This is a genomic window from Actinomycetospora lutea, assembly GCF_028737205.1.
GTDB classification, from domain to species: domain Bacteria; phylum Actinomycetota; class Actinomycetes; order Mycobacteriales; family Pseudonocardiaceae; genus Actinomycetospora; species Actinomycetospora lutea.
Genome location: NZ_JAQZAL010000022.1, coordinates 49,404 through 69,203, shown reverse-complemented (window position 1 = coordinate 69,203; position 19,800 = coordinate 49,404). Strand labels below are relative to the sequence as shown.

Annotated in this window: 21 protein-coding genes; 11 read left to right on the top strand and 10 right to left on the bottom strand. The window is 76.0% G+C overall.

Annotated elements, in window-relative coordinates:
- Nucleotides 1-36: 36 nt before the first annotated feature.
- From pdxR to PHK61_RS22510, 3 genes are all read left to right on the top strand, one after another.
- Nucleotides 37-1,431, top strand: coding sequence for a MocR-like pyridoxine biosynthesis transcription factor PdxR (pdxR, locus tag PHK61_RS22520; RefSeq protein WP_274283249.1), 1,395 nt, complete (start codon nucleotides 37-39; stop codon nucleotides 1,429-1,431).
- The gene (locus tag PHK61_RS22515) at nucleotides 1,428-2,225 is read left to right on the top strand and encodes a tryptophan 2,3-dioxygenase (protein WP_274283248.1); all 798 of its coding nucleotides are present in this window, start codon (nucleotides 1,428-1,430) and stop codon (nucleotides 2,223-2,225) included. The genes pdxR and PHK61_RS22515 overlap by 4 nt, the downstream gene beginning before the upstream one ends.
- Nucleotides 2,226-2,316: 91 nt before the next feature.
- Complete coding sequence (locus PHK61_RS22510) at nucleotides 2,317-3,384, top strand: D-alanine--D-alanine ligase family protein (protein WP_420791428.1); 1,068 nt, start codon at nucleotides 2,317-2,319, stop codon at nucleotides 3,382-3,384.
- Between the two features lie 2 nt (nucleotides 3,385-3,386).
- On the opposite strand, the gene PHK61_RS22505 is transcribed toward PHK61_RS22510, so the two are convergent.
- Together PHK61_RS22505 and PHK61_RS22500 are read right to left on the bottom strand one after the other, a co-directional pair.
- Nucleotides 3,387-3,944, bottom strand: coding sequence for a DUF3515 domain-containing protein (locus tag PHK61_RS22505; RefSeq protein ID WP_274283246.1), 558 nt, complete (start codon nucleotides 3,942-3,944; stop codon nucleotides 3,387-3,389).
- A gap of 5 nt (nucleotides 3,945-3,949) precedes the next feature.
- A complete protein-coding gene (locus PHK61_RS22500; protein ID WP_274283245.1) occupies nucleotides 3,950-4,186 on the bottom strand; it encodes an Lrp/AsnC ligand binding domain-containing protein in 237 nt (78 codons plus the stop codon).
- Between the two features lie 78 nt (nucleotides 4,187-4,264).
- Between PHK61_RS22500 and PHK61_RS22495 the strand changes: the two genes are divergently transcribed.
- Nucleotides 4,265-5,323 (top strand): thiamine-phosphate kinase, encoded by a 1,059-nt coding sequence (locus PHK61_RS22495; RefSeq protein ID WP_274283244.1) that lies wholly within the window; start codon nucleotides 4,265-4,267, stop codon nucleotides 5,321-5,323.
- A gap of 40 nt (nucleotides 5,324-5,363) precedes the next feature.
- Here the strand turns inward: PHK61_RS22495 and PHK61_RS22490 are convergent, their stop codons facing one another.
- The 6 genes from PHK61_RS22490 to PHK61_RS22465 all read right to left on the bottom strand — a co-directional run bounded on the left by PHK61_RS22490 (nucleotide 5,364) and on the right by PHK61_RS22465 (nucleotide 11,287).
- A complete protein-coding gene (locus PHK61_RS22490) occupies nucleotides 5,364-5,489 on the bottom strand; it encodes a hypothetical protein (protein WP_274283243.1) in 126 nt (41 codons plus the stop codon).
- A 282-nt stretch (nucleotides 5,490-5,771) separates the two neighbouring features.
- A complete protein-coding gene (locus PHK61_RS22485; RefSeq protein ID WP_274283242.1) occupies nucleotides 5,772-7,190 on the bottom strand; it encodes a (Fe-S)-binding protein in 1,419 nt (472 codons plus the stop codon).
- Nucleotides 7,187-8,329 (bottom strand): FAD-binding oxidoreductase, encoded by a 1,143-nt coding sequence (locus PHK61_RS22480; protein WP_274283241.1) that lies wholly within the window; start codon nucleotides 8,327-8,329, stop codon nucleotides 7,187-7,189. The genes PHK61_RS22485 and PHK61_RS22480 overlap by 4 nt, the downstream gene beginning before the upstream one ends.
- Complete coding sequence (locus PHK61_RS22475) at nucleotides 8,326-9,777, bottom strand: FAD-binding oxidoreductase (protein WP_274283240.1); 1,452 nt, start codon at nucleotides 9,775-9,777, stop codon at nucleotides 8,326-8,328. The genes PHK61_RS22480 and PHK61_RS22475 overlap by 4 nt, the downstream gene beginning before the upstream one ends.
- Before the next feature lie 2 nt (nucleotides 9,778-9,779).
- Nucleotides 9,780-10,532 (bottom strand): HAD family hydrolase, encoded by a 753-nt coding sequence (locus PHK61_RS22470; RefSeq protein WP_274283239.1) that lies wholly within the window; start codon nucleotides 10,530-10,532, stop codon nucleotides 9,780-9,782.
- Nucleotides 10,529-11,287, bottom strand: a complete 759-nt coding sequence (locus tag PHK61_RS22465; RefSeq protein ID WP_274283238.1) for an IclR family transcriptional regulator — start codon at nucleotides 11,285-11,287, stop codon at nucleotides 10,529-10,531. The genes PHK61_RS22470 and PHK61_RS22465 overlap by 4 nt, the downstream gene beginning before the upstream one ends.
- Nucleotides 11,288-11,521: 234 nt before the next feature.
- Between PHK61_RS22465 and PHK61_RS22460 the strand changes: the two genes are divergently transcribed.
- Nucleotides 11,522-12,136, top strand: coding sequence for a GNAT family N-acetyltransferase (locus PHK61_RS22460; protein WP_274283237.1), 615 nt, complete (start codon nucleotides 11,522-11,524; stop codon nucleotides 12,134-12,136).
- 43 nt (nucleotides 12,137-12,179) lie between these two features.
- The gene (locus PHK61_RS22455) at nucleotides 12,180-12,860 is read left to right on the top strand and encodes a uracil-DNA glycosylase (protein WP_274283236.1); all 681 of its coding nucleotides are present in this window, start codon (nucleotides 12,180-12,182) and stop codon (nucleotides 12,858-12,860) included.
- A 6-nt stretch (nucleotides 12,861-12,866) separates the two neighbouring features.
- On the opposite strand, the gene PHK61_RS22450 is transcribed toward PHK61_RS22455, so the two are convergent.
- Nucleotides 12,867-13,079 (bottom strand): hypothetical protein, encoded by a 213-nt coding sequence (locus tag PHK61_RS22450; RefSeq protein WP_274283235.1) that lies wholly within the window; start codon nucleotides 13,077-13,079, stop codon nucleotides 12,867-12,869.
- A gap of 360 nt (nucleotides 13,080-13,439) precedes the next feature.
- Between PHK61_RS22450 and PHK61_RS22445 the strand changes: the two genes are divergently transcribed.
- Together PHK61_RS22445 and PHK61_RS22440 are read left to right on the top strand one after the other, a co-directional pair.
- Entirely contained in the window at nucleotides 13,440-13,679 is a 240-nt protein-coding gene (locus tag PHK61_RS22445; protein WP_274283234.1) for a DUF397 domain-containing protein, read from the top strand.
- A gap of 98 nt (nucleotides 13,680-13,777) precedes the next feature.
- Nucleotides 13,778-14,704: a helix-turn-helix domain-containing protein gene (locus PHK61_RS22440; protein ID WP_274283233.1), complete on the top strand. Its 927-nt coding sequence runs from the start codon at nucleotides 13,778-13,780 to the stop codon at nucleotides 14,702-14,704.
- 13 nt (nucleotides 14,705-14,717) lie between these two features.
- Here the strand turns inward: PHK61_RS22440 and rpmB are convergent, their stop codons facing one another.
- Nucleotides 14,718-14,906, bottom strand: coding sequence for a 50S ribosomal protein L28 (gene rpmB, locus PHK61_RS22435; RefSeq protein WP_133824881.1), 189 nt, complete (start codon nucleotides 14,904-14,906; stop codon nucleotides 14,718-14,720).
- 166 nt (nucleotides 14,907-15,072) lie between these two features.
- On the opposite strand from rpmB, the gene recG reads away from it, so the two are divergent.
- The 3 genes from recG (at nucleotide 15,073) to PHK61_RS22420 (ending at nucleotide 19,772) form a co-directional block, all read left to right on the top strand.
- A complete protein-coding gene (recG, locus tag PHK61_RS22430; protein WP_274283313.1) occupies nucleotides 15,073-17,343 on the top strand; it encodes an ATP-dependent DNA helicase RecG in 2,271 nt (756 codons plus the stop codon).
- Between the two features lie 399 nt (nucleotides 17,344-17,742).
- On the top strand, nucleotides 17,743-18,654 hold the full coding sequence (locus PHK61_RS22425; RefSeq protein ID WP_274283232.1) for a C40 family peptidase: 912 nt from the start codon (nucleotides 17,743-17,745) through the stop codon (nucleotides 18,652-18,654).
- A 326-nt stretch (nucleotides 18,655-18,980) separates the two neighbouring features.
- Complete coding sequence (locus PHK61_RS22420; protein WP_274283231.1) at nucleotides 18,981-19,772, top strand: alpha/beta fold hydrolase; 792 nt, start codon at nucleotides 18,981-18,983, stop codon at nucleotides 19,770-19,772.
- Nucleotides 19,773-19,800 lie beyond the last annotated feature (28 nt).

The window sequence follows — 19,800 nt, the reverse complement described above, 5'->3', positions numbered from 1 at the left end:
GAACGGCCACTTGCCGGCGAGTCCAGGAGGCCACTCGTGCGCGGTGTGTCCCCGGAGCTCGCACTCCCGCTGGACCGTGCGGCGGCGACACCGCTCGCGGTGCAGCTCGCCGAGGGGCTGCGGGCCGCCGTCGCCCGGGGCGCGCTGCGGGTCGGGGAGCGGGTGCCCTCGACCCGCGCGCTCGCCGACGAGCTCGGCGTGAGCCGCACGGTCACCGCCGCCGCCTACGACCAGCTCGTCGCCGAGGGCTGGCTCGGCCCCCGCCGCGGCGCCGGCACCTACGTGCTGGCCACCGCCCACGTGAGCGAACTTCGGGGCCATAGCCCCGAAGTTCGCTCACATGGTGGCGGAGTCGACCTGCGGCCCGGGTCGCCGTGCGTCGCGGTGCTCGACCGGCAGGCATGGCGGCGGGCCTGGCGCCGCGCCGGCGACCGGGAGCCCGCCGCCCGCCCCGAGCCCGCCGGGGTGCCCGCCTACCGCGAGGCCGTCGCGCGCCTGCTGCTGCACCACCGCGGGCTCGCCGCGACGCCCGACGACGTCCTCGCCACGTCCGGCACCACCGACGGCTTCGCCGAGATCGTGGCGGTCCTGCGCACCCACCTCGGGCGCGCACCGCGGGTCGTGGTCGAGGACCCGGGCTACGGGCGGGCCACCGCGCTGCTGCAGGACGCCGGCGCGGTCGTGGTCGGGGTGGGTGTCGACGACGAGGGCCTGCGCGTCGCGGACGTGCCGGCCGGCGTCGACGCCGTCTACCTCACCCCCGCCCACCAGTACCCGCTCGGCGCGCGCCTGCCCGTCGCCCGGCGCGCGGAGCTCGTCGCCCGCGCCCGCGCCGAGGGGCTGCTGCTCGTCGAGGACGACTACGACGGCGAGCTGCGCTACGACGTCGCCCCGCTGCCCCTGCTCGCCGGGCTGGCCCCGGACGTCACCGTGCACCTCGGCACCACGAGCAAGATCCTGACCCAGACGTTGGGCGCGGGCTGGATGGTCGCGCCGCCGCCCTGGCGCGAGGCGGTGCTGGCGCGCCGGCAGGCCACGAGCGTGCGCCCCGCGCCGGCCGGCCAGCAGGTGGTCGCCGCCCTGCACGCCGACGGCGCGCTGGCCCGCCACCTCGCCCGCCTGCGCCGCGAGCTCGCCGCCCGGCGCACCCGGGTCGTCGACGCCGTCGCCGCGGCCGGGCACACCGTGCGCGGCGACCGCGCGGGCGCGCACCTCGTCGTCCCGCTGCCCGACCGCGCCGCCGAGGACGCCCTCGTCGCCGCCGCGGCGCGGGCGGGCGTGCGCGTCGGCGGGCTCGCCGAGTACCACCTGGGTCCCGGCACCGTGTCCGGCGTGCTCGTCGGCTGGGCGGGCCCGACGGCCGCCGAGCTCGACGGGGCCCTCGCGACGCTGGCGGAGGTGCTCGGCTCCTCGCGAGGATCGGGGGCATGAGCGAGCCCCTGACCTACGGTCGCTACCTGCACCTCGACGCGCTGCTCACCGCGCAGGCGCCGCTCTCGCGCCCCGAGGCGCACGACGAGCTGCTGTTCATCATCCAGCACCAGACCTCGGAGCTCTGGCTCAAGCTCGCCCTCCACGAGCTCACCGGGGCGTGCGACGACCTCGCCGAGGACGACCTCCCGCTCGCGCTCAAGCGCCTGGCGCGGGTCAAGCACGTGCAGAAGCAGCTGATCGAGCAGTGGACGGTGCTCGCGACCCTCACGCCCACCGAGTACCAGCGCTTCCGCGGCTTCCTCGGCTCGTCCTCGGGGTTCCAGAGCTACCAGTACCGCGCCGTGGAGTTCGTCCTCGGCGCCAAGGACCCGGCGATGCTGGAGGTGCACGCCGACGACCCGGCCGCGCACGCCCTGCTCACGTCCGCGCTGGAGCGCCCGAGCCTCTACGACGAGTTCCTGCGCCTGCTGGCCCGCCGCGGCCACGCCGTGCCCGAGGACCTCCTGCGCCGCGACGTCCGCGCGCCCCACCACGAGGACGCGCGCCTCGTCGAGGTGTTCCGCGCGATCTACGACGCCCCCGAGCAGCACTGGGACGTCTACGAGACCTGCGAGGAGCTCGTCGACATCGAGGACAACCTGCAGCTCTGGCGCTTCCGCCACCTCAAGACCGTCGAGCGGACCATCGGGCTGCGCACCGGTACCGGCGGGACGAGCGGGGCGTCGTTCCTGCGCCGCGTGCTCGACCTCTCGTTCTTCCCCGAGCTCTACGCGGTCCGCACCGCCCTGTGACGGCCGCGTAGGCTCCGCCGCCATGACGGGCCGGGGAGACGGAGCGCAGCGGAGCTCGACCCGTGCGGATGAGACGGGGCGACGCCCCCGGGTGGTCGTCCTGTTCGGCGGACGCAGCAGCGAGCACAAGATCTCCTGTCTGTCCGCCGGCAGCGTGCTCGCCCACCTCGACCCGCAGCGCTACGACGTGCTCGCGGTCGGCATCACGCCCGCGGGCGAGTGGGTGCTCGGTCCCGCCGACCCGTCCGAGCTGCGCCTGCGGGGCCGCGAGCTGCCCGAGGTCACCTCCGGGCGCCCGGTCGCGCTGCCCGCCGACCCGACGCGCCGCGAGCTGGTCGCCCTCGACGACGGGGCCTCGCTCGGGCCCGTCGACGTCGTCGTGCCCGTCCTGCACGGGCCCGGCGGCGAGGACGGCACCGTGCAGGGGCTGCTCGAGATGGCCGGTGTGCCCTACGTCGGCGCCGGGGTGCTCGCGAGCGCCGCGTCGATGGACAAGGACGCCACCAAGCGCCTGCTGCGCGACGCGGGCCTCGCGGTGGGCGACGTCGTGGTGCTGGGCCGCGACCGCGCCACGCTCGGCGCGGACGAGCGCGACCGCCTCGGCCTGCCCGTGTTCGTCAAGCCCGCGCGCGCCGGGTCGTCGGTGGGCATCACCCGGGTTGCCGACTGGGCCGATCTCGAGGCGGCGGTCGCCACCGCCCGCAAGGAGGACCCGAAGGTGCTCGTCGAGGCCGCGATCGTGGGCCGCGAGATCGAGTGCGGCGTGCTCGAGCACCCCGACGGGCGCGTCGAGGCGAGCGTGCCGGCCGAGGTCCGCGTCGTCGGCGGCGACGCCGGGTGGTACGACTTCGACACCAAGTACCTCGACGACGCCTGCGAGCTCGACGTGCCCGCCAAGCTCGACGACGACGTCGCCGAGGCGGTGCGCGCCACGGCGGTCGCGGTGTTCCGGACCATGGACGTCGAGGGCCTGGCGCGCGTGGACTTCTTCCTCACCGCCGAGGGCCGGCTGGTCGTCAACGAGCTCAACACGATGCCCGGGTTCACGGCGACGTCGCTCTACCCGCGGATGTGGGCCACGGCGGGCGTCGACTACCCGACCCTGCTCACCACGCTGGTCGAGACCGCGCTCGCCCGCCGCGGGTCGTCCGGCGGCTGAGCTCACCTGCTGACGAGGGCGATCTTGACCCCGCGCGAGATGTCCTGCAGGGGCCCGGTGCCGATGTCGTCGGGCACGGTCAGGCCCACGTAGACCGCGCGGTCGGCGGTGACCCAGGTGCTGCTGCCGGGGATGCCGTCGTCGATCTCGATATAGTCCACGCCGTTGACCACCGTCGTCGTGCCGCCGCCCGCGAGCTCCGCGGGCCGGGGCAGCCCGCAGCGCATGACCACCGGCGTCGCGCCGTGCTCGCCGCCCCACGCGACGGTGGCGGGCGGCGCCGGGTCGGCGAGCACGCGGCGCGCGACCATCCCGCGCTCGGTGGCCATCTCGCCGGGCAGGCCGGAGAGCAGCCGCGAGCAGTCGGCGCTCGCCGCGGCCGGCGTCGGCACGGCCGCCACCTGCAGGCGCACGGTGTCGACGTCGGGCACCGGCTCGCGGACCAGCACGAGCGAGGCGACCATCACGCCGGCCACGAGCAGCACGGGCACGGTCAGCGCGAGGCCCACGAGCACGCGTGGGAGCCGGCGCACCACCTGTGGTGCGCGGAAGAGGACCACCGGGTCTACTCGGTGGACACGACGGGGCAGGTGAGCGTCCGGGTGATGCCCGGGACCTTCTGCACGGCGCCGACGACATCCCGCCCGAGCGTGTCGACGTCATCGGCCTCGGCGCAGACGATGACGTCGTAGGGTCCCGTGACGTCCTGGGAGCGGGTCACACCGCTGATGCCGGCCACGTCCGAGGCGACCGCGGCGGCACGACCGACCTCGGTCTGGATCAGGATGTAGGCCTGGACCACGGACGTGCCTCCTCGGGGGGACGGGCCGACGGTGACGTCGGCCAGGGTGGCAGGGAAGGTACCGCAGCGAGTCGAGGGGTGAGCCGGACGGCGAACGGGCGCGGGGGACGCGGACGATCCGAGGGGTCCTCCCGACGGAGCGCGGGCGCGCCGGCCGGGGGCGGACCCGCCCGGGCGCAGGCGCCTGCCGCCGGGACGGCGGCCGAGCTCGGGGAGTTCGGCGTCATCGACCGGCTCACCGGCGAGCGCTTCCAGCCCGAGCCCACGCTGCTCGGACCCGGCGACGACGCGGCGGTCGTCGCGGCGCCCGACGGGCGGGTCGTCACGACCGTGGACACGCTGGTCGAGGGCGTGCACTTCCGTCTCGACTGGTCGGCGCCCGAGCACGTCGGACGCAAGGCGGTGGCCGCGAACCTCGCCGACATCGCGGCGATGGGGGCCGTCCCGACCGCCCTGTTGCTCTCGCTCGCGTGCCCCGGGTCGACGAGCACCGAGGTGCTCGACGGCCTCGCGTCGGGCATCTGGGACGCCGCCGCGGACGCGGGCATCGGCGTCGTCGGCGGCGACACCGTGTCCTCGGACACCATCGTGGTCTCGATCACGGCGCTGGGCTCGCTGGAGGGCCGGGCGCCGGTCACCCGATCGGGGGCGCGGCCCGGGGACGTCGTCGCGGTGCGCGGCGTGCTGGGGTGGTCGGCGGCCGGGATGGCCGTGCTGCGCCGGGGGTTCCGCTCGCCGGTGGCGATGGTCGCCGCGCACCGCACCCCGCGCCCGCCGTGGCGCGAGGGCCCCGTCGCCGCACGGGCGGGGGCGACCTCGATGATCGACACCTCGGACGGCCTGCTCGCCGACCTCGGGCACGTCGCCGCCGCCTCGCGGGTGCACATCAACCTGTCCTCGACGCTCGTGCCGGTCGCCGACAAGCTGCGCGACGTCGCCTCGGCCCTCGGCGGCGACCCGCTGTCCTGGGCGCTCACCGGCGGCGAGGACCACTCGCTCGTGGCGACCTTCGCCTCCGAGGACGCCGTGCCCCCGGGGTGGGTCGTGTGCGGCGAGGTCCGCGCCGGCACCGGCGTCACCGTCGACGCCGACCGCTGGGGCGGCGCCGGCGACCCGGGCTACCTCCACTGGCGCTGAGGGGTACGTGAGCGGACGTCGGGGCCATCCCGACGTCCGCTCACCGGGGCCGTTCGGCCGCGCGGGCGCAGCGGGCGGCGAGGGTCGCGCAGGCGGTGCGCAGTTCCTCGGGCTCGACGTCCTCGAGGTCGGCGTCGAGCTGGCCGAAGCGCGCCGCGAGGGCCACCCACGACCACGCCCCGGCAGCGGCCCGGGTCGATCGCCTCGACCATCTCGTCGCGCACGTAGGGGGCGAGCCCCGCGGCGGGCCGGGCGACGATCGCCGCGCCGCGGCACGGCCAGCCGCCGGCGCCCTCGTTGCCTCGGTCCGGCGCCGTGGTCGCCGCTCTACGGCATGCTCACCGACCGCTTCGGCGTCACCTGGGTGATGGACGTGGCCGTCCGGTACTGACGCCCCATGTGAGCGAACTTCGGGGCTATGGCCCCGAAGTTCGCTCACATATGCAGGTCAGCCCATCTCCGGCGGCCGGACGCCGCGGATGGAGGCGTCGACGAGCTGGATCGGGTGGAGCATCGGCAGCTCGCCCTCCAGGTACTTCCGGATCTGCAGCAGGCAGCCCGGGTTCGCCGTGACCAGCACGTCGGCGCCGGTCCCGCGGATGTTGCCCGCCTTGCGCCGGCCGAGCTCGCCCGCGGCCTCGGGCTGGAGCATGTTGTAGATCCCCGCCGACCCGCAGCAGATCTCCGCCTCGGGCAGCTCGACGAGCTCGACGCCCGGGATCGACCGCAGCACCCGCCGCGGCTCCGACCGGATCTTCTGGGCGTGCCCGAGGTGGCAGGCGTCGTGGTAGACCACCTTCGCCTCGAGCGGGTGCCGCCTCGCCCGCGGGTCGGCGAGCGTCTCGTCGACGACCTCGGAGATGTCGCGCACCTTCGCGGCGAACGCCGTCGCCCGCTCGGCCCACTCGGGATCGTCGGCGAGCAGCTCGCCGTACTCCTTCATCGACGACCCGCAGCCGGCGACGTTCGTGGCGATCGTGTCCACCCGCGCGCGCTCGAACGTCGCGATGAGCTTCTTCGCCCGCGCGATCGCCTCGGTCTCGCGCCCCGCGTGCAGCCCGAGCGCCCCGCAGCACGTCTGCTCGCGCGGCGCGATGACGTCCCAGCCCTCGGCGGCGAGCACCCGCACGGTGGCCTCGTTGACCGGGTGGAAGAACACGTCCTGCACGCACCCGGTCAGCAGGCCGACCCGCCCGCGCCGTTCGGGGTGGGCGGGGTCGAACACCGCCGGCGTCCGCGCGGGGATGCGGGCGAACGCGTCGCGGACCCGCACCGGCGGCAGGAGCGACTCCATGGCGGCCAGCCGCGAGGGCAGCTTCGCCACGAGCCTGTCCATGCTGCGCGGGCGCAGCTTCTGGTAGAGCGCGCCGCCGATCGAGGCCGCGCGCAGTCGGCGCTTGTAGGGGAACAGCGCGAAGATCGCCTCGCGGAAGAGCCGGTCGCCGCGCGAGCGCGGCACGTTCCGCTCGATCTGGGGTCGCGTCGCCTCCAGCAGGCGGTCGTACTGCACGCCCGAGGGGCAGGCCGTCACGCACGCCATGCAGCCCAGGCACCGGTCGATGTGCGTGGTGAACGCGCCCTCGAGCGGGATCTCGCCCTTCTCCGCCATCTCCATGAGGTAGATGCGCCCGCGCGGCGAGTCCATCTCCTCGCCCCAGAGCGCGTAGGTGGGGCACGTCGGCAGGCAGAAGCCGCAGTGCACGCAGTCGTCGAGCAGCTCCTGCGCCGGCGGGTGGTGGTCGTCGAACGAGCCGTGGTCACCGGAGAGCAGGTCGGCCCGCTCCGGTGCGGGCTTCTCGCCGCGCTCGGAGGAGAAGTCGGGCGGCCCGGAGTAGTCGTGGGGGCCGGCGGTGGGGTGGGTGGTCATGCGCTCACTCCGGTCGGCTGAGGGATCCAGGGGGCCAGGCGGCCGCGGCCGAGGCGCTGGTCGGGATCGAGGGACGCGGCGACGGCGCGCAGCACGGTCGCCGCGGCGGGCGCGGGCCCCAACGCGGGCAGCTCGGCGCCCGCGGGGCGCTGGCGCAGCGTCGAGGTGCCGCCGGCCTCGGCGATGCGGCGGTGCGCGGCGGCGACGACGTCGGCGTCGGCGGGCACCGACACCGTCGCGACGCCCGTGCGCGGCGACGTGGTGACCTCGTCCAGGCCGCCGGTGTCGGCGTCGAGGCCGTCGAGCACCCCGGTCAGCGCCGAGGGGATGACGCCGAACCGGAGCACGGCGCGCTCCCCGCGGTGGCGGACAGAGGCCGCGTGTGCGTCCCACGCCGCGGTCGCGTCGTCCGGGGCGAGCAGCTCGCCGCCCACGGACTCGGCGAGCCGCCGCGCGCGGGCCTCGGCGCCGCTCTCCGAGCCCTCGACGACCGCGAGCAGGCGGCCCGCGTGCCACTGCACGGCCACCGCCTCGGCCGGGCTGTCGGCGATCCGGCGCGCCAGGTCCGCCGACGCGCCCCGGTCGCAGGCCACGGCCACGGTGGCGGTGGCCTGCGGGGTCGGGTGCAGGCGCAGCACGAGCCCGGCGACCACGCCGAGCGTGCCGTGGGCGCCGTGCAGCACCTTGGTGAGGTCGTAACCGGCGACGTTCTTGATCACGTGCCCGCCGGAACGGGCGACGGTGCCGTCGGCGAGCACGATCGTCGCGCCGATGACCAGGTCGCGCAGCGAGCCGTACTGCAGCGCGCGCGGCCCGGAGTCGGCGGTGGCGAACAGCCCGCCCAGCGTGGCCCCCTCGGCGGCCCGCGCCGGGTCGACGGCGACCCGCTGGTGGTGCTCGCCCAGCTCGGACTGCAGCTGCGCGAACGGCGTGCCGGCGCGGACCTCGACGGTCATGTCGCCGGGGTTGTGGGTGACGATGCCGCTCAGACCGGTCAGGTCGAGGACGGAGTCGGCGGGCGCGGGCGTGCCCGCCCAGTCGGCGGCGGTGCCGGCACCGGCGACGCGGATCGTGCCGGGACGGTCGAGGACGGCGTCGCGCAGGTCGTCAACGGTGGTGGGCGTGACGGTCTCACTCACAGGCGCTCGATCACTCCGGCTTCCTCGAGGGGATGGGGCTGGTACTTCCCCGGCCGCTCGCCGCAGAGCCGCGGCGTCGGGAAGAGCTTCCCGGGGTTGCACCGCGAGTCCGGGTCGAAGGCGAGCCGGACGCGGTGCATGACGCCCAGGTCGTCCTCGGAGAACATCGCCGGCATCGAGCAGGCCTTGTCGGTGCCGATGCCGTGCTCGCCCGAGAGCGACCCGCCGAGCTCGACGCAGAGCTCGGCGATGTCGGTGGACAGCTTCTCGGCGACGTCGTGCTCGCCGGCGGCCTCCGAGTAGAGCACCAGCGGGTGCAGGTTGCCGTCGCCCGCGTGGAAGACGTTCGCGACGCGCAGCCCGGCGTCGCGCCCCATCTCGGCGATGCGGGTGAGCACCTCGGCCAGCCGGGTCCGCGGGACGACGCCGTCCTGGACGATGTAGTCGGGGCTGATCCGCCCGACCGCGGCGAACGCCGCCTTGCGGCCCTTCCAGACCTTCTGGCGCTCCTCGGCCTCGGTCGGCACGTGCAGGCGGGTGGCGCCGTGGCGCTCGCAGATCGCGGTGAGGTGCTCGAACTCCGCCTCGACCTCGTCGGCCGGGCCGTCCAGCTCGATGATCAGTGCCGCGGGGGACTCGACGGTGAGGCCCGCGCCGGTGGCGGCCTCGGAGGCCTCCATCGCCAGCGAGTCCATCATCTCCACCGCCGCCGGGATGATCGCCGCGTCGACGATGTCGCCGACGGTGTCGCCCGCGGCCTCGATCGACGGGAAGTCGGCGAGCACCGTCCGCACGGTCTCGGGGGTCTGCAGCAGCCGGACGGTGACCTTCGTGCAGACGCCGAGCGTGCCCTCGGAGCCGATGAACAGCCCGCGCAGGTCGGGTCCGGCCTGCTCGCCGGTCGGGCCGCCGAGGGTGACCACCGAGCCGTCGGCGAGCACGACCTCCATCTCCAGCACGTGGTTGGTGGTGAAGCCGTACTTCAGGCAGTGCGCCCCGCCGGAGTTCTCGGCGACGTTGCCGCCGATCGTGCAGACCTGCTGGCTCGACGGGTCCGGGGCGTAGTACAGCCCGTACGGTGCGGCGGCCTTGGAGATCTCGAGGTTGTAGACGCCCGGCTCGAGCACCGCGCGCCGGTTCTCGACGTCGATCTCGAGGATGCGGCGCAGCTTCTGCAGCGAGATCACCACGCCGTCGGCGACGGGCATCGCGCCGCCCGACAGGCCGGTGCCCGCACCCCGCGCGACGAACGGCATCCCGTACTTCGCACACAGCCGGACCGCCCCGGCGACCTCCTGCGCGTCGCGCGGCAGCACGACCAGCGCGGGGACCTGCCGGAAGCCGGTCAGCCCGTCGCACTCGTAGCTGCGCAGGCCGACCTCGTCGGTGATGACCCCGTTCTCCGAGAGGAGATCGGTGAACTCCCGGACCATCGCGGCATCGACCATGGTTACCTCCCCGGTTCCGCGTGACGATCCTCGCGCGCCGACCGCACCACCGCCACCAGACGGCCGGGGTCGGCGAGGTCGTCGAAGACGTGCTCGGCCCCCGCGGCGTGCAGATCCCCCACGGACGAGCGCCCCGTGGCGACGCCGACCGCGAGCGCGCCGGCCCGGTGCGCGGCCTCGACGTCGAGCGGGGTGTCGCCGACGACCACCATGACCGGCACCTCGCCGTAGCGCGCGGCGAGCGCGTCGCGGGCCTGCTCGACGACCCGCACCCGCTGCCCCGGACCCTCGCCGTAGCCGCCGAGCCCGAGGTCGATCGGGCCGTCGGCGAGCCCGACCGCGCCGAGCTTCGCCCGCGCCCCGACGCGCACGTTGCCCGTGGTCAGCGTCTGGATCACCGCGGGGTCGGCGGCGAGCGCGGCGACGGTCTCGGGGACACCGGGCAGGGTGCGGGCCACCGCGGCGAGCTCCCCGGCCCGCCGGCCCCAGCCGTCGGTGACCGCGGCGATGACGGCGTGGCCAAAGTCGTCGCCGCGGGCCACGAACGGCGCGGCGTGGTGCGCGGGCAGCGCGTCGCGCAGCGCCTCGCCGATGAGCCAGTCGGTGCGCCCGCCCATCGCGACCGCCTCGATCGGCGCGCGGTGCCCGGTGACGGTGGTGAACGCGTCACACAGCACGTCGCGCCCGACGGTGCCGCCCCACAGCAGGGTCCCGTCGATGTCCCAGCAGACCGCCACCCGTGGTGTCGGGCTCACGTCACGTCCTCCTCGGGTTGGCCGGCGAGCTCCACGCCGAGCCGGGCGGCGGCCGCGACGACCGTCGGCCCGGCGAGCTCGGCGTCGTCGGGGGAGAAGCGCGCCGCGGGGCCGGACACCGACACCGCGCACGGGGTGGGCGCGCCGGGCACGGGCGCGGCCACGCAGCGCACGCCGACCTCCTGCTCGCCCTCGTCGAGCACCCACCCGCGCGTGCGGGCGGCGGCGAGCTCGTCGCGCAGGCGGGCCGCGTCGGTGATGGTCGCCGGGGTGCGGGCGGGCATGCCGGTGCGCGCGACCACCGCGTCGACGTCGCCCGGCGTCATCGCGGCCAGCAGCGCCTTGCCGACGCCGGTGGCGTGCAGCGGCACCCGGCGTCCCACCTCGGTGAACATGCGCATCGGGTGCGGCGACGCCGCCTGGGCGAGGTAGACCGCCGCGTCGCCGTCGAGGCCCGCGAGGTTGGCCGTCTCGCCGGTCGCCGCGACGAGCTCGCGCAGCAGCGGGCCCACGCCCTCGCCCAGCACGTGGCCCGCGACGTCGCCCAGGCGCACGAGCCGGGGGCCGAGCGCGTAGCGCCGGCCGGCCTCGCGGCGGACGTGGCCCTGCGCGACGAGCGTCGCGAGCAGCCGGTGGACGCTCGCGGCCGGCAGGCCCGAGGCGGCGGCGAGCTGCGAGAGCGTCGCGCGCCCGCCCGCGTCGGCCAGGTGGTCGAGCAGGTCGAGCGCCCGGGTCAGGGACTGCACCGACGGCATCGGGGCCCACCTCCTCGGGTACGCCTGCCGCGGCACGGCGCCGCAGGGAGCTGCCGCGCCGGCGGCCGAACACGGTGGAGCGCAGTCACTCCAGCATTCCGCATGGCGGAAGTCAACTTCCGTGATGGAGAAGACGCGGGGGCATCGACGCGGGCTCGCGACGATCGCGCAGGCCCTGGGCGAGCAGCCCTCGTCGAGTTCCCACGCCCATCGACGAGATGGTCGACCGGCCGCGTGGCGGACCCGGATGGAGGAGCGAGGGCGTCCCTCGCTGCGTCCCACGCAGCGAAGGACGCCCTCGCTGCCACGCCGACGCCCACCTTCCGCGTCGCCGCGTACGACGACCCGGAGAGCGTGCGGTTCGTCGACGCCGTGCAGGCGTTCTCCCTGGAGCGCTACGGCGGCGCCGACCGCACGCCCGTCGACCCCGCCGAGTTCGCGCCGCCGCGCGGGATCTTCCTGCTCGGCAGCCTGCCGGGCACCGGTCCCGTGTGCTGCGGCGGCTGGCGGCGCCACGACGCGGCCTCGATCGAGGCCCGCGACGACCGCGTGCTGCGCCCCGGTGACGCCGAGATCAAGCGCATGTGGGTGGACCCCGCCCACCGACGGCGCGGGCTCGCGACGGCCGTGCTCGCCGCGCTCGAGGACGCCGCGCGCGACGCGGGGTGCCGGCGCACCGTCCTGGAGACCGGCACCGAGCAGCCCGAGGCGCTCGACTTCTACCGCGCGCGGGGCTACGTCGCCATCCCGCGGTTCGGGACCTACCGCGACGAGCCGTCGAGCATCTGCTTCGCCCGCGAGCTCGCCGGGGCGCCGGGTGGGTGCGGAGCGGCCGCGGGCGAGGGCTAGCGTCGGAGGCCCCGACATCGCCGTCCGTGCGGAGGCTCCCACCGTGGCCCGTCCCCTCAGCGAGTCCGTCGAGGCCGGTTGGGCCGAGGCGCTCGAGCCGGTCGCGGACACGATCGCGGCGATGGGCGACTTCCTGCGCAGCGAGGTGGCCGAGGGCCGCACCTACCTGCCGGCGGGCGCCAACGTCCTGCGGGCCTTCCAGCAGCCGTTCGCCGACGTGCGTGTGCTGATCATGGGCCAGGACCCGTACCCGACGCCGGGGCACGCGGTCGGGCTGTCGTTCTCGGTGGCGCCGGACGTGCGCCCGCTGCCGAAGAGCCTGCAGAACATCTTCCGCGAGTACGGCAGCGACCTCGGCCACCCGCCGCCCACCAGCGGGGACCTCTCGCCCTGGGCGGCGAACGGCGTGCTGCTGCTCAACAGGGTGCTGACGGTCGGGCCCGGCGCGCCGGGCTCCCACCGCAACAAGGGCTGGGAGAAGGTCACCGAGGCCGCCGTCGCCGCGCTCGTCGCGCGCCTCGACCAGCCGCTCGTCGCGGTGCTGTGGGGGCGTGACGCGCAGACGGTCAAGCCGCTGCTCGGCGAGGACGTGCCGACCGTGGAGTCGGCGCATCCCAGCCCGATGTCGGCCGACCGCGGGTTCTTCGGCTCGCGCCCGTTCAGCCGGGTCGACGAGCACCTGACCGAGCTCGGTGACGAGCCGGTCGACTGGCGCCTGCCCTAGCAGGGCTCAGCGGCGTCCCCACCGCCGGCGGCGACGGCGCTGCGGCGAGATCATGCTCCAGCTGTGGGGCGGGGTGGTCTCCGGACGGTGGCGCCCGGCGCGGCGGCGGGAGAACACGAGCCGCCAGAGGTCGACGAACCGGCGGCGCGGGCGCGGGGCCACGACGGGCAGCGGGGCCCGCGGCGCGACGACCGGCGCGGCCGAGGATGCCGCGGTCATCACCGAGTTCCTGCCCGCCGTCGCGGTGGACGCGGGGCCCCAGCCGTCGCCCCGCGGGGACACCGGGAGCGGACCGGTCGGCGCGGCGGGCGCGACGTCCGGCGGGGGAGGGGTAGGGGGAGGGGCGGCCGGGGGAGCAGAGGCCGCCGAACGGGCCTCGTCCTCGGTGAGACGCTCGGAGGTCACCCGGATCGGCGCAGGCGTGCGCCCCCGAGCCCCTGGGCGTCCCGGCTGGCTCACGCGAACCTCCGTTCGTCGCACTCCCCGACGTCGGCGACGACGTCGATCCTGACCGACGTACTGTGCAGATGCAAGAACATCTGCACCGCCGAGAGCCGTTGCACGACCGGGGGAGGTCGCATGCCCGAGCCGACGGATGCCCGCGACACGGAGGACGACGCCGCGTGGCGCAAGAGCCGACGCAGCAATCCCAAGGGGAACTGCGTCGAGGTCGCCCCGCTGCCCGACGGCGGGGTCGCCGTGCGCAACTCGCGCCACCGTGACGGGCCGGTCCTCGTCTACACCCGCGCCGAGATGACCGCCTTCCTGCTGGGCGCCAAGGACGGCGACTTCGACGACCTGCTCGCCGAGGGGGCCTGAGCCTCCTCGTCCGCGTCCGGACCGGGAGCGACTGTTACGGTCGTCTCCCTGTCCGGGCGCGCCCTCGGGCGCGCCGGCGAGCGCGTGGAGGTGCCGGCGTGGGCCCACCCGGGGAGCCCGCGGGTGCGGAGGTGCCGCCGGACCGGCCGCGCGACATCCGTGGCGCCCCCGGCGGCGGGCCGACCGTCCTGCGCATCATGCTCGGCCAGCAGCTGCGTGGCCTGCGCGAACGCGCGGGGGTGACCCGCGAGGCCGCCGGCGACCGCATCCGCGGCTCCCACGCCAAGATCAGCCGGCTGGAGAACGGGCGCACCGGGTTCAAGGAGCGCGACGTCGGCGACCTGCTCGCCCTCTACGGCGTCCACGACCCCGACGAGCGCGACGCGCTGCTCGGGCTCGCGCGCCGGGCCAACGCGCCGGGGTGGTGGCACCGGTACTCCGACCTGCTCCCGCCGTGGTTCGAGACCTACGTCGGCCTCGAGCAGGCCGCGAGCCAGATCCGCACCTACGAGCCCCAGTTCGTGCCGGGGCTGCTGCAGACCGAGGCGATGGTGCGCCACGTGACCGCGCTCGGGCACGCCTCGATGCCCGACGACGAGGTCGAGCGGCGTGTGGAGCTGCGGCTGCGGCGACAGGAGGTGCTCGACTGGGACGACGCGCCCACGTTGTGGGCGGTGCTCGACGAGGCCGCGCTGCGCCGGCTGACCGGCGGGCCCGCGGTGATGCGCGAGCAGCTCGACCACCTGATCGACGTCTCGGAGCGCCCCGGTGTGGTCGTGCAGATGGTGCCGTTCCACCTCGGCGGGCACGCCGGGGCGGGCGGCCCGTTCAGCATCCTGCGGTTCCCGCGGGAGTCCGCGGTGCCCGACGTCGTCTACCTCGAGCAGCTCACCAGCGCGCTCTACCTCGACAAGCGCGCCGACGTCGACGACTACCTGGCGACGATGGAGCTGCTCTGCGTCCAGGCGCTCGCGCCCGACGGGACGCGGGAGGCCCTGCGGACGCTGCGGGCCGAGCTCGGCTGAGCCCGCAGACCGGCTAGCGGTTGACCTTGCCGGCCTTCAGGCAGGAGGTGCAGACGTTCATGCGCTTGCGGTTGCCGTTGTCCAGGCGCGTGTGGACGACCTGCACGTTCGGGTTCCAGCGGCGGTTCGTCCGCACGTGCGAGTGCGACACCGACTTCCCGAACCCCGGGCCCTTCGCGCACACGTCACACACGGCACTCACGGCTGAACTCCTCGACACGCCGACGACTCCGCACTCACACCGGGACGGCGGGTGCGCACTGTCTCCAGCGTAACCGAGGCCCGCGCCGCCACCGGCCGCCGGGGTGTCCGGCCCGTCCGCGGCACCGCTGTCGGTGCGGGATGACATCCTCGAGGGCGTGGTCGGCATGGACACGTCGCTGCGCACGGCCCTCGGCGACAAGACCGCGCGGCCGCTGGCCAAGCAGCTCGAGCTGGCGACGGTCGGCGATCTCCTGCGCCACTATCCGCGCCGCTACGTCGCGCACAACTCGGTGACCCACTCCTCCGAGCGCGAGGACCAGCGGTTCCGGCCCGGCGAGCACGTCACGCTGCTCGGCCGGGTCGACGGGCTCGACGGCCGGCGGATGCGCCACCGCCGCGGACACGTCCTCGAGGTCGCCGTGTCGGTCGGCGGGCAGCGCTTCACGTGCACCTTCTTCAACCAGCCCTATCGCGAGCGCGACCTGCAGCCGGGCACGACGGCGCTGTTCTCGGGCGACCTCAAGCGCTACCGCAACGCCTGGCAGCTCGTGGCCCCGGAGTTCATCGTGCTCGGCGCCGGCGACAGCGGGCAGCTGCCGGGGCTGATCCCGATCTACCCGGCCAGGCGCAAGCTGCGGTCCTGGGTGATCATGATGGCGGTCCGCCAGGTGCTCGACCTGCTCGACGACCCCGAGGACCCCCTGCCCGACACGCTGCGGGCCGCCCACGGCCTCGCCTCGCTCGGCGACGCCCTGCGCCGCGTGCACCTCCCCGACAGCTGGGAGGAGCAGGCCGCGGCGCGCCGGCGTCTGGTGTGGGACGAGGCGTTCGGGCTGCAGCTCGCGATGGTGGGCCGGCGCGCGAGCGCCACGACCCGCCCGGCGCCCGCCTGCCCGCGCCGCGACGACGGGCTGGCGGCGGCGTTCGACGCGCGGCTGCCGTTCACCCTCACCGGCGCGCAGCGGCGGGTCGGCGCGTCGCTGTCCGAGGTGCTCGCCGGCGAGGAGCCGCTCAACCGCCTGCTGCAGGGCGACGTCGGCTCGGGCAAGACGATGGTGGCGCTGCGGGCGATGCTCCAGGTGGTCGACGCCGGCCGGCAGGCGGTGCTGCTCGCGCCCACCGAGGTGCTCGCCGCCCAGCACGCCCGCTCGCTGCGGGCGATGCTCGGGCCGCTGGGGCGGGCCGGCGAGCTCCCCGACGACCCCGCGGCCGACCCGGATCACGCCACCCGGGTCACGCTGCTCACCGGCTCGCTCGGGGCCAAGGCGCGGCGCGAGGCGCTGCTCGACGCCCAGTCCGGCGCCGCGGGCATCGTCGTCGGCACCCACGCGGTGATCCAGCAGGGCGTCGGGTTCGCCGACCTCGGCCTCGTCGTCGTCGACGAGCAGCACCGCTTCGGGGTCCACCAGCGCGACGAGCTGCGCTCGCGGCCCGGCACCACGACGCCGCACGTGCTGGTGATGACGGCCACGCCCATCCCGCGCACGGTCGCGCTGACCATGTACGGCGACCTCGACACCTCCGAGCTCGACGAGCTGCCGGCGGGCCGCCGGCCGATCGCCACGACGGCGGTCCCCGCGGGCGTCAAGCCCCGGTGGCTCGAGCGGGCGTGGGAGCGCGTGCACGAGGAGGTCGCCGCCGGGCACCAGGTCTACGTCGTCTGCCCGCGCATCGGCGAGGAGGGCGGCGAGCCCGGCGAGGCGTGGCCCGAGCCGCCGGCCGACGACCTGCTCGACCCGGAAGCGCCGGGGCCCGACGAGTTCGAGGAGGCCCTGCGCACGCTGCGTCCCCCCGACGAGGGGGAGCCGGAGGAGGGGTCGCGCCCGCCGCTCGCCGTCACCCAGGTCGCCCCGATGCTGGCGGAGGGCCCGTTGCAGGGGCTGCGCCTCGAGGTGCTGCACGGCCGGATGCCCACCGACGAGAAGGACGCCGTCATGCGGGCGTTCGCCGACGGGACGGTCGACGTGCTCGTGGCCACGACGGTCATCGAGGTGGGCGTCGACGTCCCGAACGCCACGATGATGATCATCATGGACGCCGACCGCTTCGGCGTCTCCCAGTTGCACCAGCTGCGCGGCCGGGTGGGTCGCGGGTCGGCGCCGTCGTCGTGCCTGCTCGTCACCGAGGCGGTCGAGGGCTCGCCCGCGCTCGATCGCCTCGAGCGGCTGGCGGCCACCCCGGACGGCTTCGAGGTCTCGCGGATCGACCTCGAGGTGCGCGACGAGGGGGACGTGCTCGGGGCCGAGCAGTCCGGACGGCGCTCCGGGCTGCACATGCTCTCGGTGCTCAAGCACGCCGACCTGGTCGAGGAGGCGCGCGACGAGGCCCGGGCCGTCGTGGCCGGCGACCCGACGCTCGCGCATCACCCGGGTCTCGCCGGACTGGTGCGGTCGGTGGTCGGCGAGGACGACGCGGCGTTCCTCGATCGGCTGTAGTCCCCGCCCGTCCGGCCGCAGGTCGACGACGAGGAGTGAGATCCACCGTTCGTCGTCACCGATTCAGGGCAGTCTCGCGGCGAGCGGTTCAGGGGCTCGATCACCCTGCCGATGAGCGCGGTGCGACGACCGGCGAGCGCGCTGTGACGGCGTGGCGTGGCGCCCGGGGGTCACGGATCGGTTACGTTCTGGTCGTCGCCCGGCATCAGCGGGGCGGCGCGCTCGGCCGCTTCGTCCGACTCCCCGTCCGGCGGCCTCCCCGGGGCGCACGACCACCCAGGACGGGGCGGGTGACCGACGTCGCGCCGCAGCTCCCCAGCGGCACGCCGTCCACGGGCCCGGAGCCGTCCCCACGGCCCCGGCCCGTCGCGAGCCGCCCGGCGGACGTGGAGTCCACGCATGACGGCTGTGCTGCCCGAGATCGCCGAGGTCCCCCCTCGCGCCCAGGGACGCCACCGGGCGCCCGAGGACGCGACGACCGGCTCGATGGGCGTCATCCCCGCCGAGCTCCGCACGCGGTCCGGCCGGGGACGTCACGGCCGGCCGGACAGCGCCTCCCACGCGCCGGCCGCCCACCCGCTCTCGCGCGCCGCCCGCACCGCCGGCCTCTCGCTCGCGGCCCTCGGGGCCGTCGCGACCGCCGGTGGTCTGGCCACGCACGGTCTCGTCGGCGGCGAGGACGCCCCGGCGACCGGTGAGCACGCGCTGGGCCCGCAGCTGGCCTCGGCCAACCTCGCGATCGCCCCGGCCGCCACGAGCGGCACGGATGCCGCCACCTCCTCGGTGCTCCCGGTCGTCAACGAGCCCGCCGCGTCGGGCGCCTCGTCGATCAAGCACGACTCGCCGGACTCCCGCGCCGCGGCCGCCCGCACGGCCCAGCAGACGCAGGAGCGCCAGGCCGCGGCCTCCACGCAGCGTTCGGAGACCACGGAGACGCAGGCCTCCTCCGCCGGCTCCTCGGCCGCGCAGCAGGCCATCTCGGCGGCGCGCGCCCAGCTGGGTGTGCCCTACGTCTGGGGCGGCACCTCCCCGAGCGGGTTCGACTGCTCCGGGCTGATCCAGTTCGCGTACGAGAAGGCCGGCGTCGATCTGCCGCGCACCTCCCGCGCCCAGGCCACCGAAGGGCAGGAGGTCAGCGCCGACAGCATGAAGCCCGGCGACCTCATCTTCTTCAACGAGCCGGTCAGCCACGCCGGCATCTACATCGGCGGTGGCAAGATGATCGAGGCGCCGCGCACGGGCTCCGACGTCAAGATCTCCGACGTCGAGCGGCGCTTGGACGACGTGAACACCGTCCGGCGCGTCCTCTGAGCACGCCACGACCGTGACGTAGAAGGGTCCGGGCCCGTCGCCCCGAACGACGGGCCCGGACCATGTGGTGTGCGGAGGCTCCCCAGCTCCCACTCACCAAGTCCGTGGGACGGGGGTAGCCCCGCGGTGCGCCGCACAAACACCCTGTGCGGGCCGATCGGTCTGTTCTGCGCGCCCACCGGTCACCCCGCCCCGTGCGATCCCTCCGTGCCGCGTGCCGGCGTCGACCGCTCGGCGCGCTCCTGCTGGTGATCGGCGCGGTGCTCCCGTCGTGTGGTGTGGCGCCGGCGGGCCCCGATCCGTGCTCGCCCGCCGTCCCCGGAGCGGTGACCCGCGCCGTCGACACGGCGGGTCCACGCCTGCACGTCACGGTCGCCGGCCCCGCGGACGCCCCGCCCGTCGTGCTCCTGCACGGGTTCCCCGAGACCGCGGCGACCTGGCGGGCCGTCGCGGCCGACCTCGCCGCCGACCACCGCGTCGTCGTCCCCGACCTGCGGGGGGCCGGGTGCTCGGGGTTCGCCCCGCCGGGCACCGACGCCTACGCCACCGCCGACCTCGCCGCCGACCTGGCCGCCGTCGCCGCGACCCTGCGCCTGCCCCCGGCGACGGTCGTCGGGCACGACCTCGGCGCCATGACCGCCGTCGCCTGGGCGCACGGCCGCGCCGACCAGGTCGCCCGCCTCGTGCTCTCCGGCGGCGGCGTGCCCGGCGTCGGCCTCGCCGAGCGCGGCCCGCCGCACCTGCGCGCCTTCGGTGACGCGCCGCCCGGCGCCGTGGAGGCGGCGCAGCGTCCCCGGCTGCGGGACTTCCTGGCCGGCTTCACCGGCAGCCCCGCGTTCCCGCTCGACGAGGCCGTTGCCGCGTACGCCCCGCCGGGGCGTCTCGTCGCCGCGATGGGCCGGTACCGCGCGCTCGACCGCGACGCCGTGGCCCGGCGCGCCGACGCCCGGCCGCTCGCGATGCCCGTGCTGGTGGTGGCCGGCGGCGCGCCGGACCTCACCGTGGACACCGTGACCCCGCTGGCGCCCGCCCGACGCGTCACGGTGATCCCGGGCGCCGGGCACTACGTGCCGGTCGAGCAGCCCGCAGCGTTCGCCGCCGCCGTCCGCGGCGCGTGATCGACGGGGACGGCGCGCCCGTGACGCA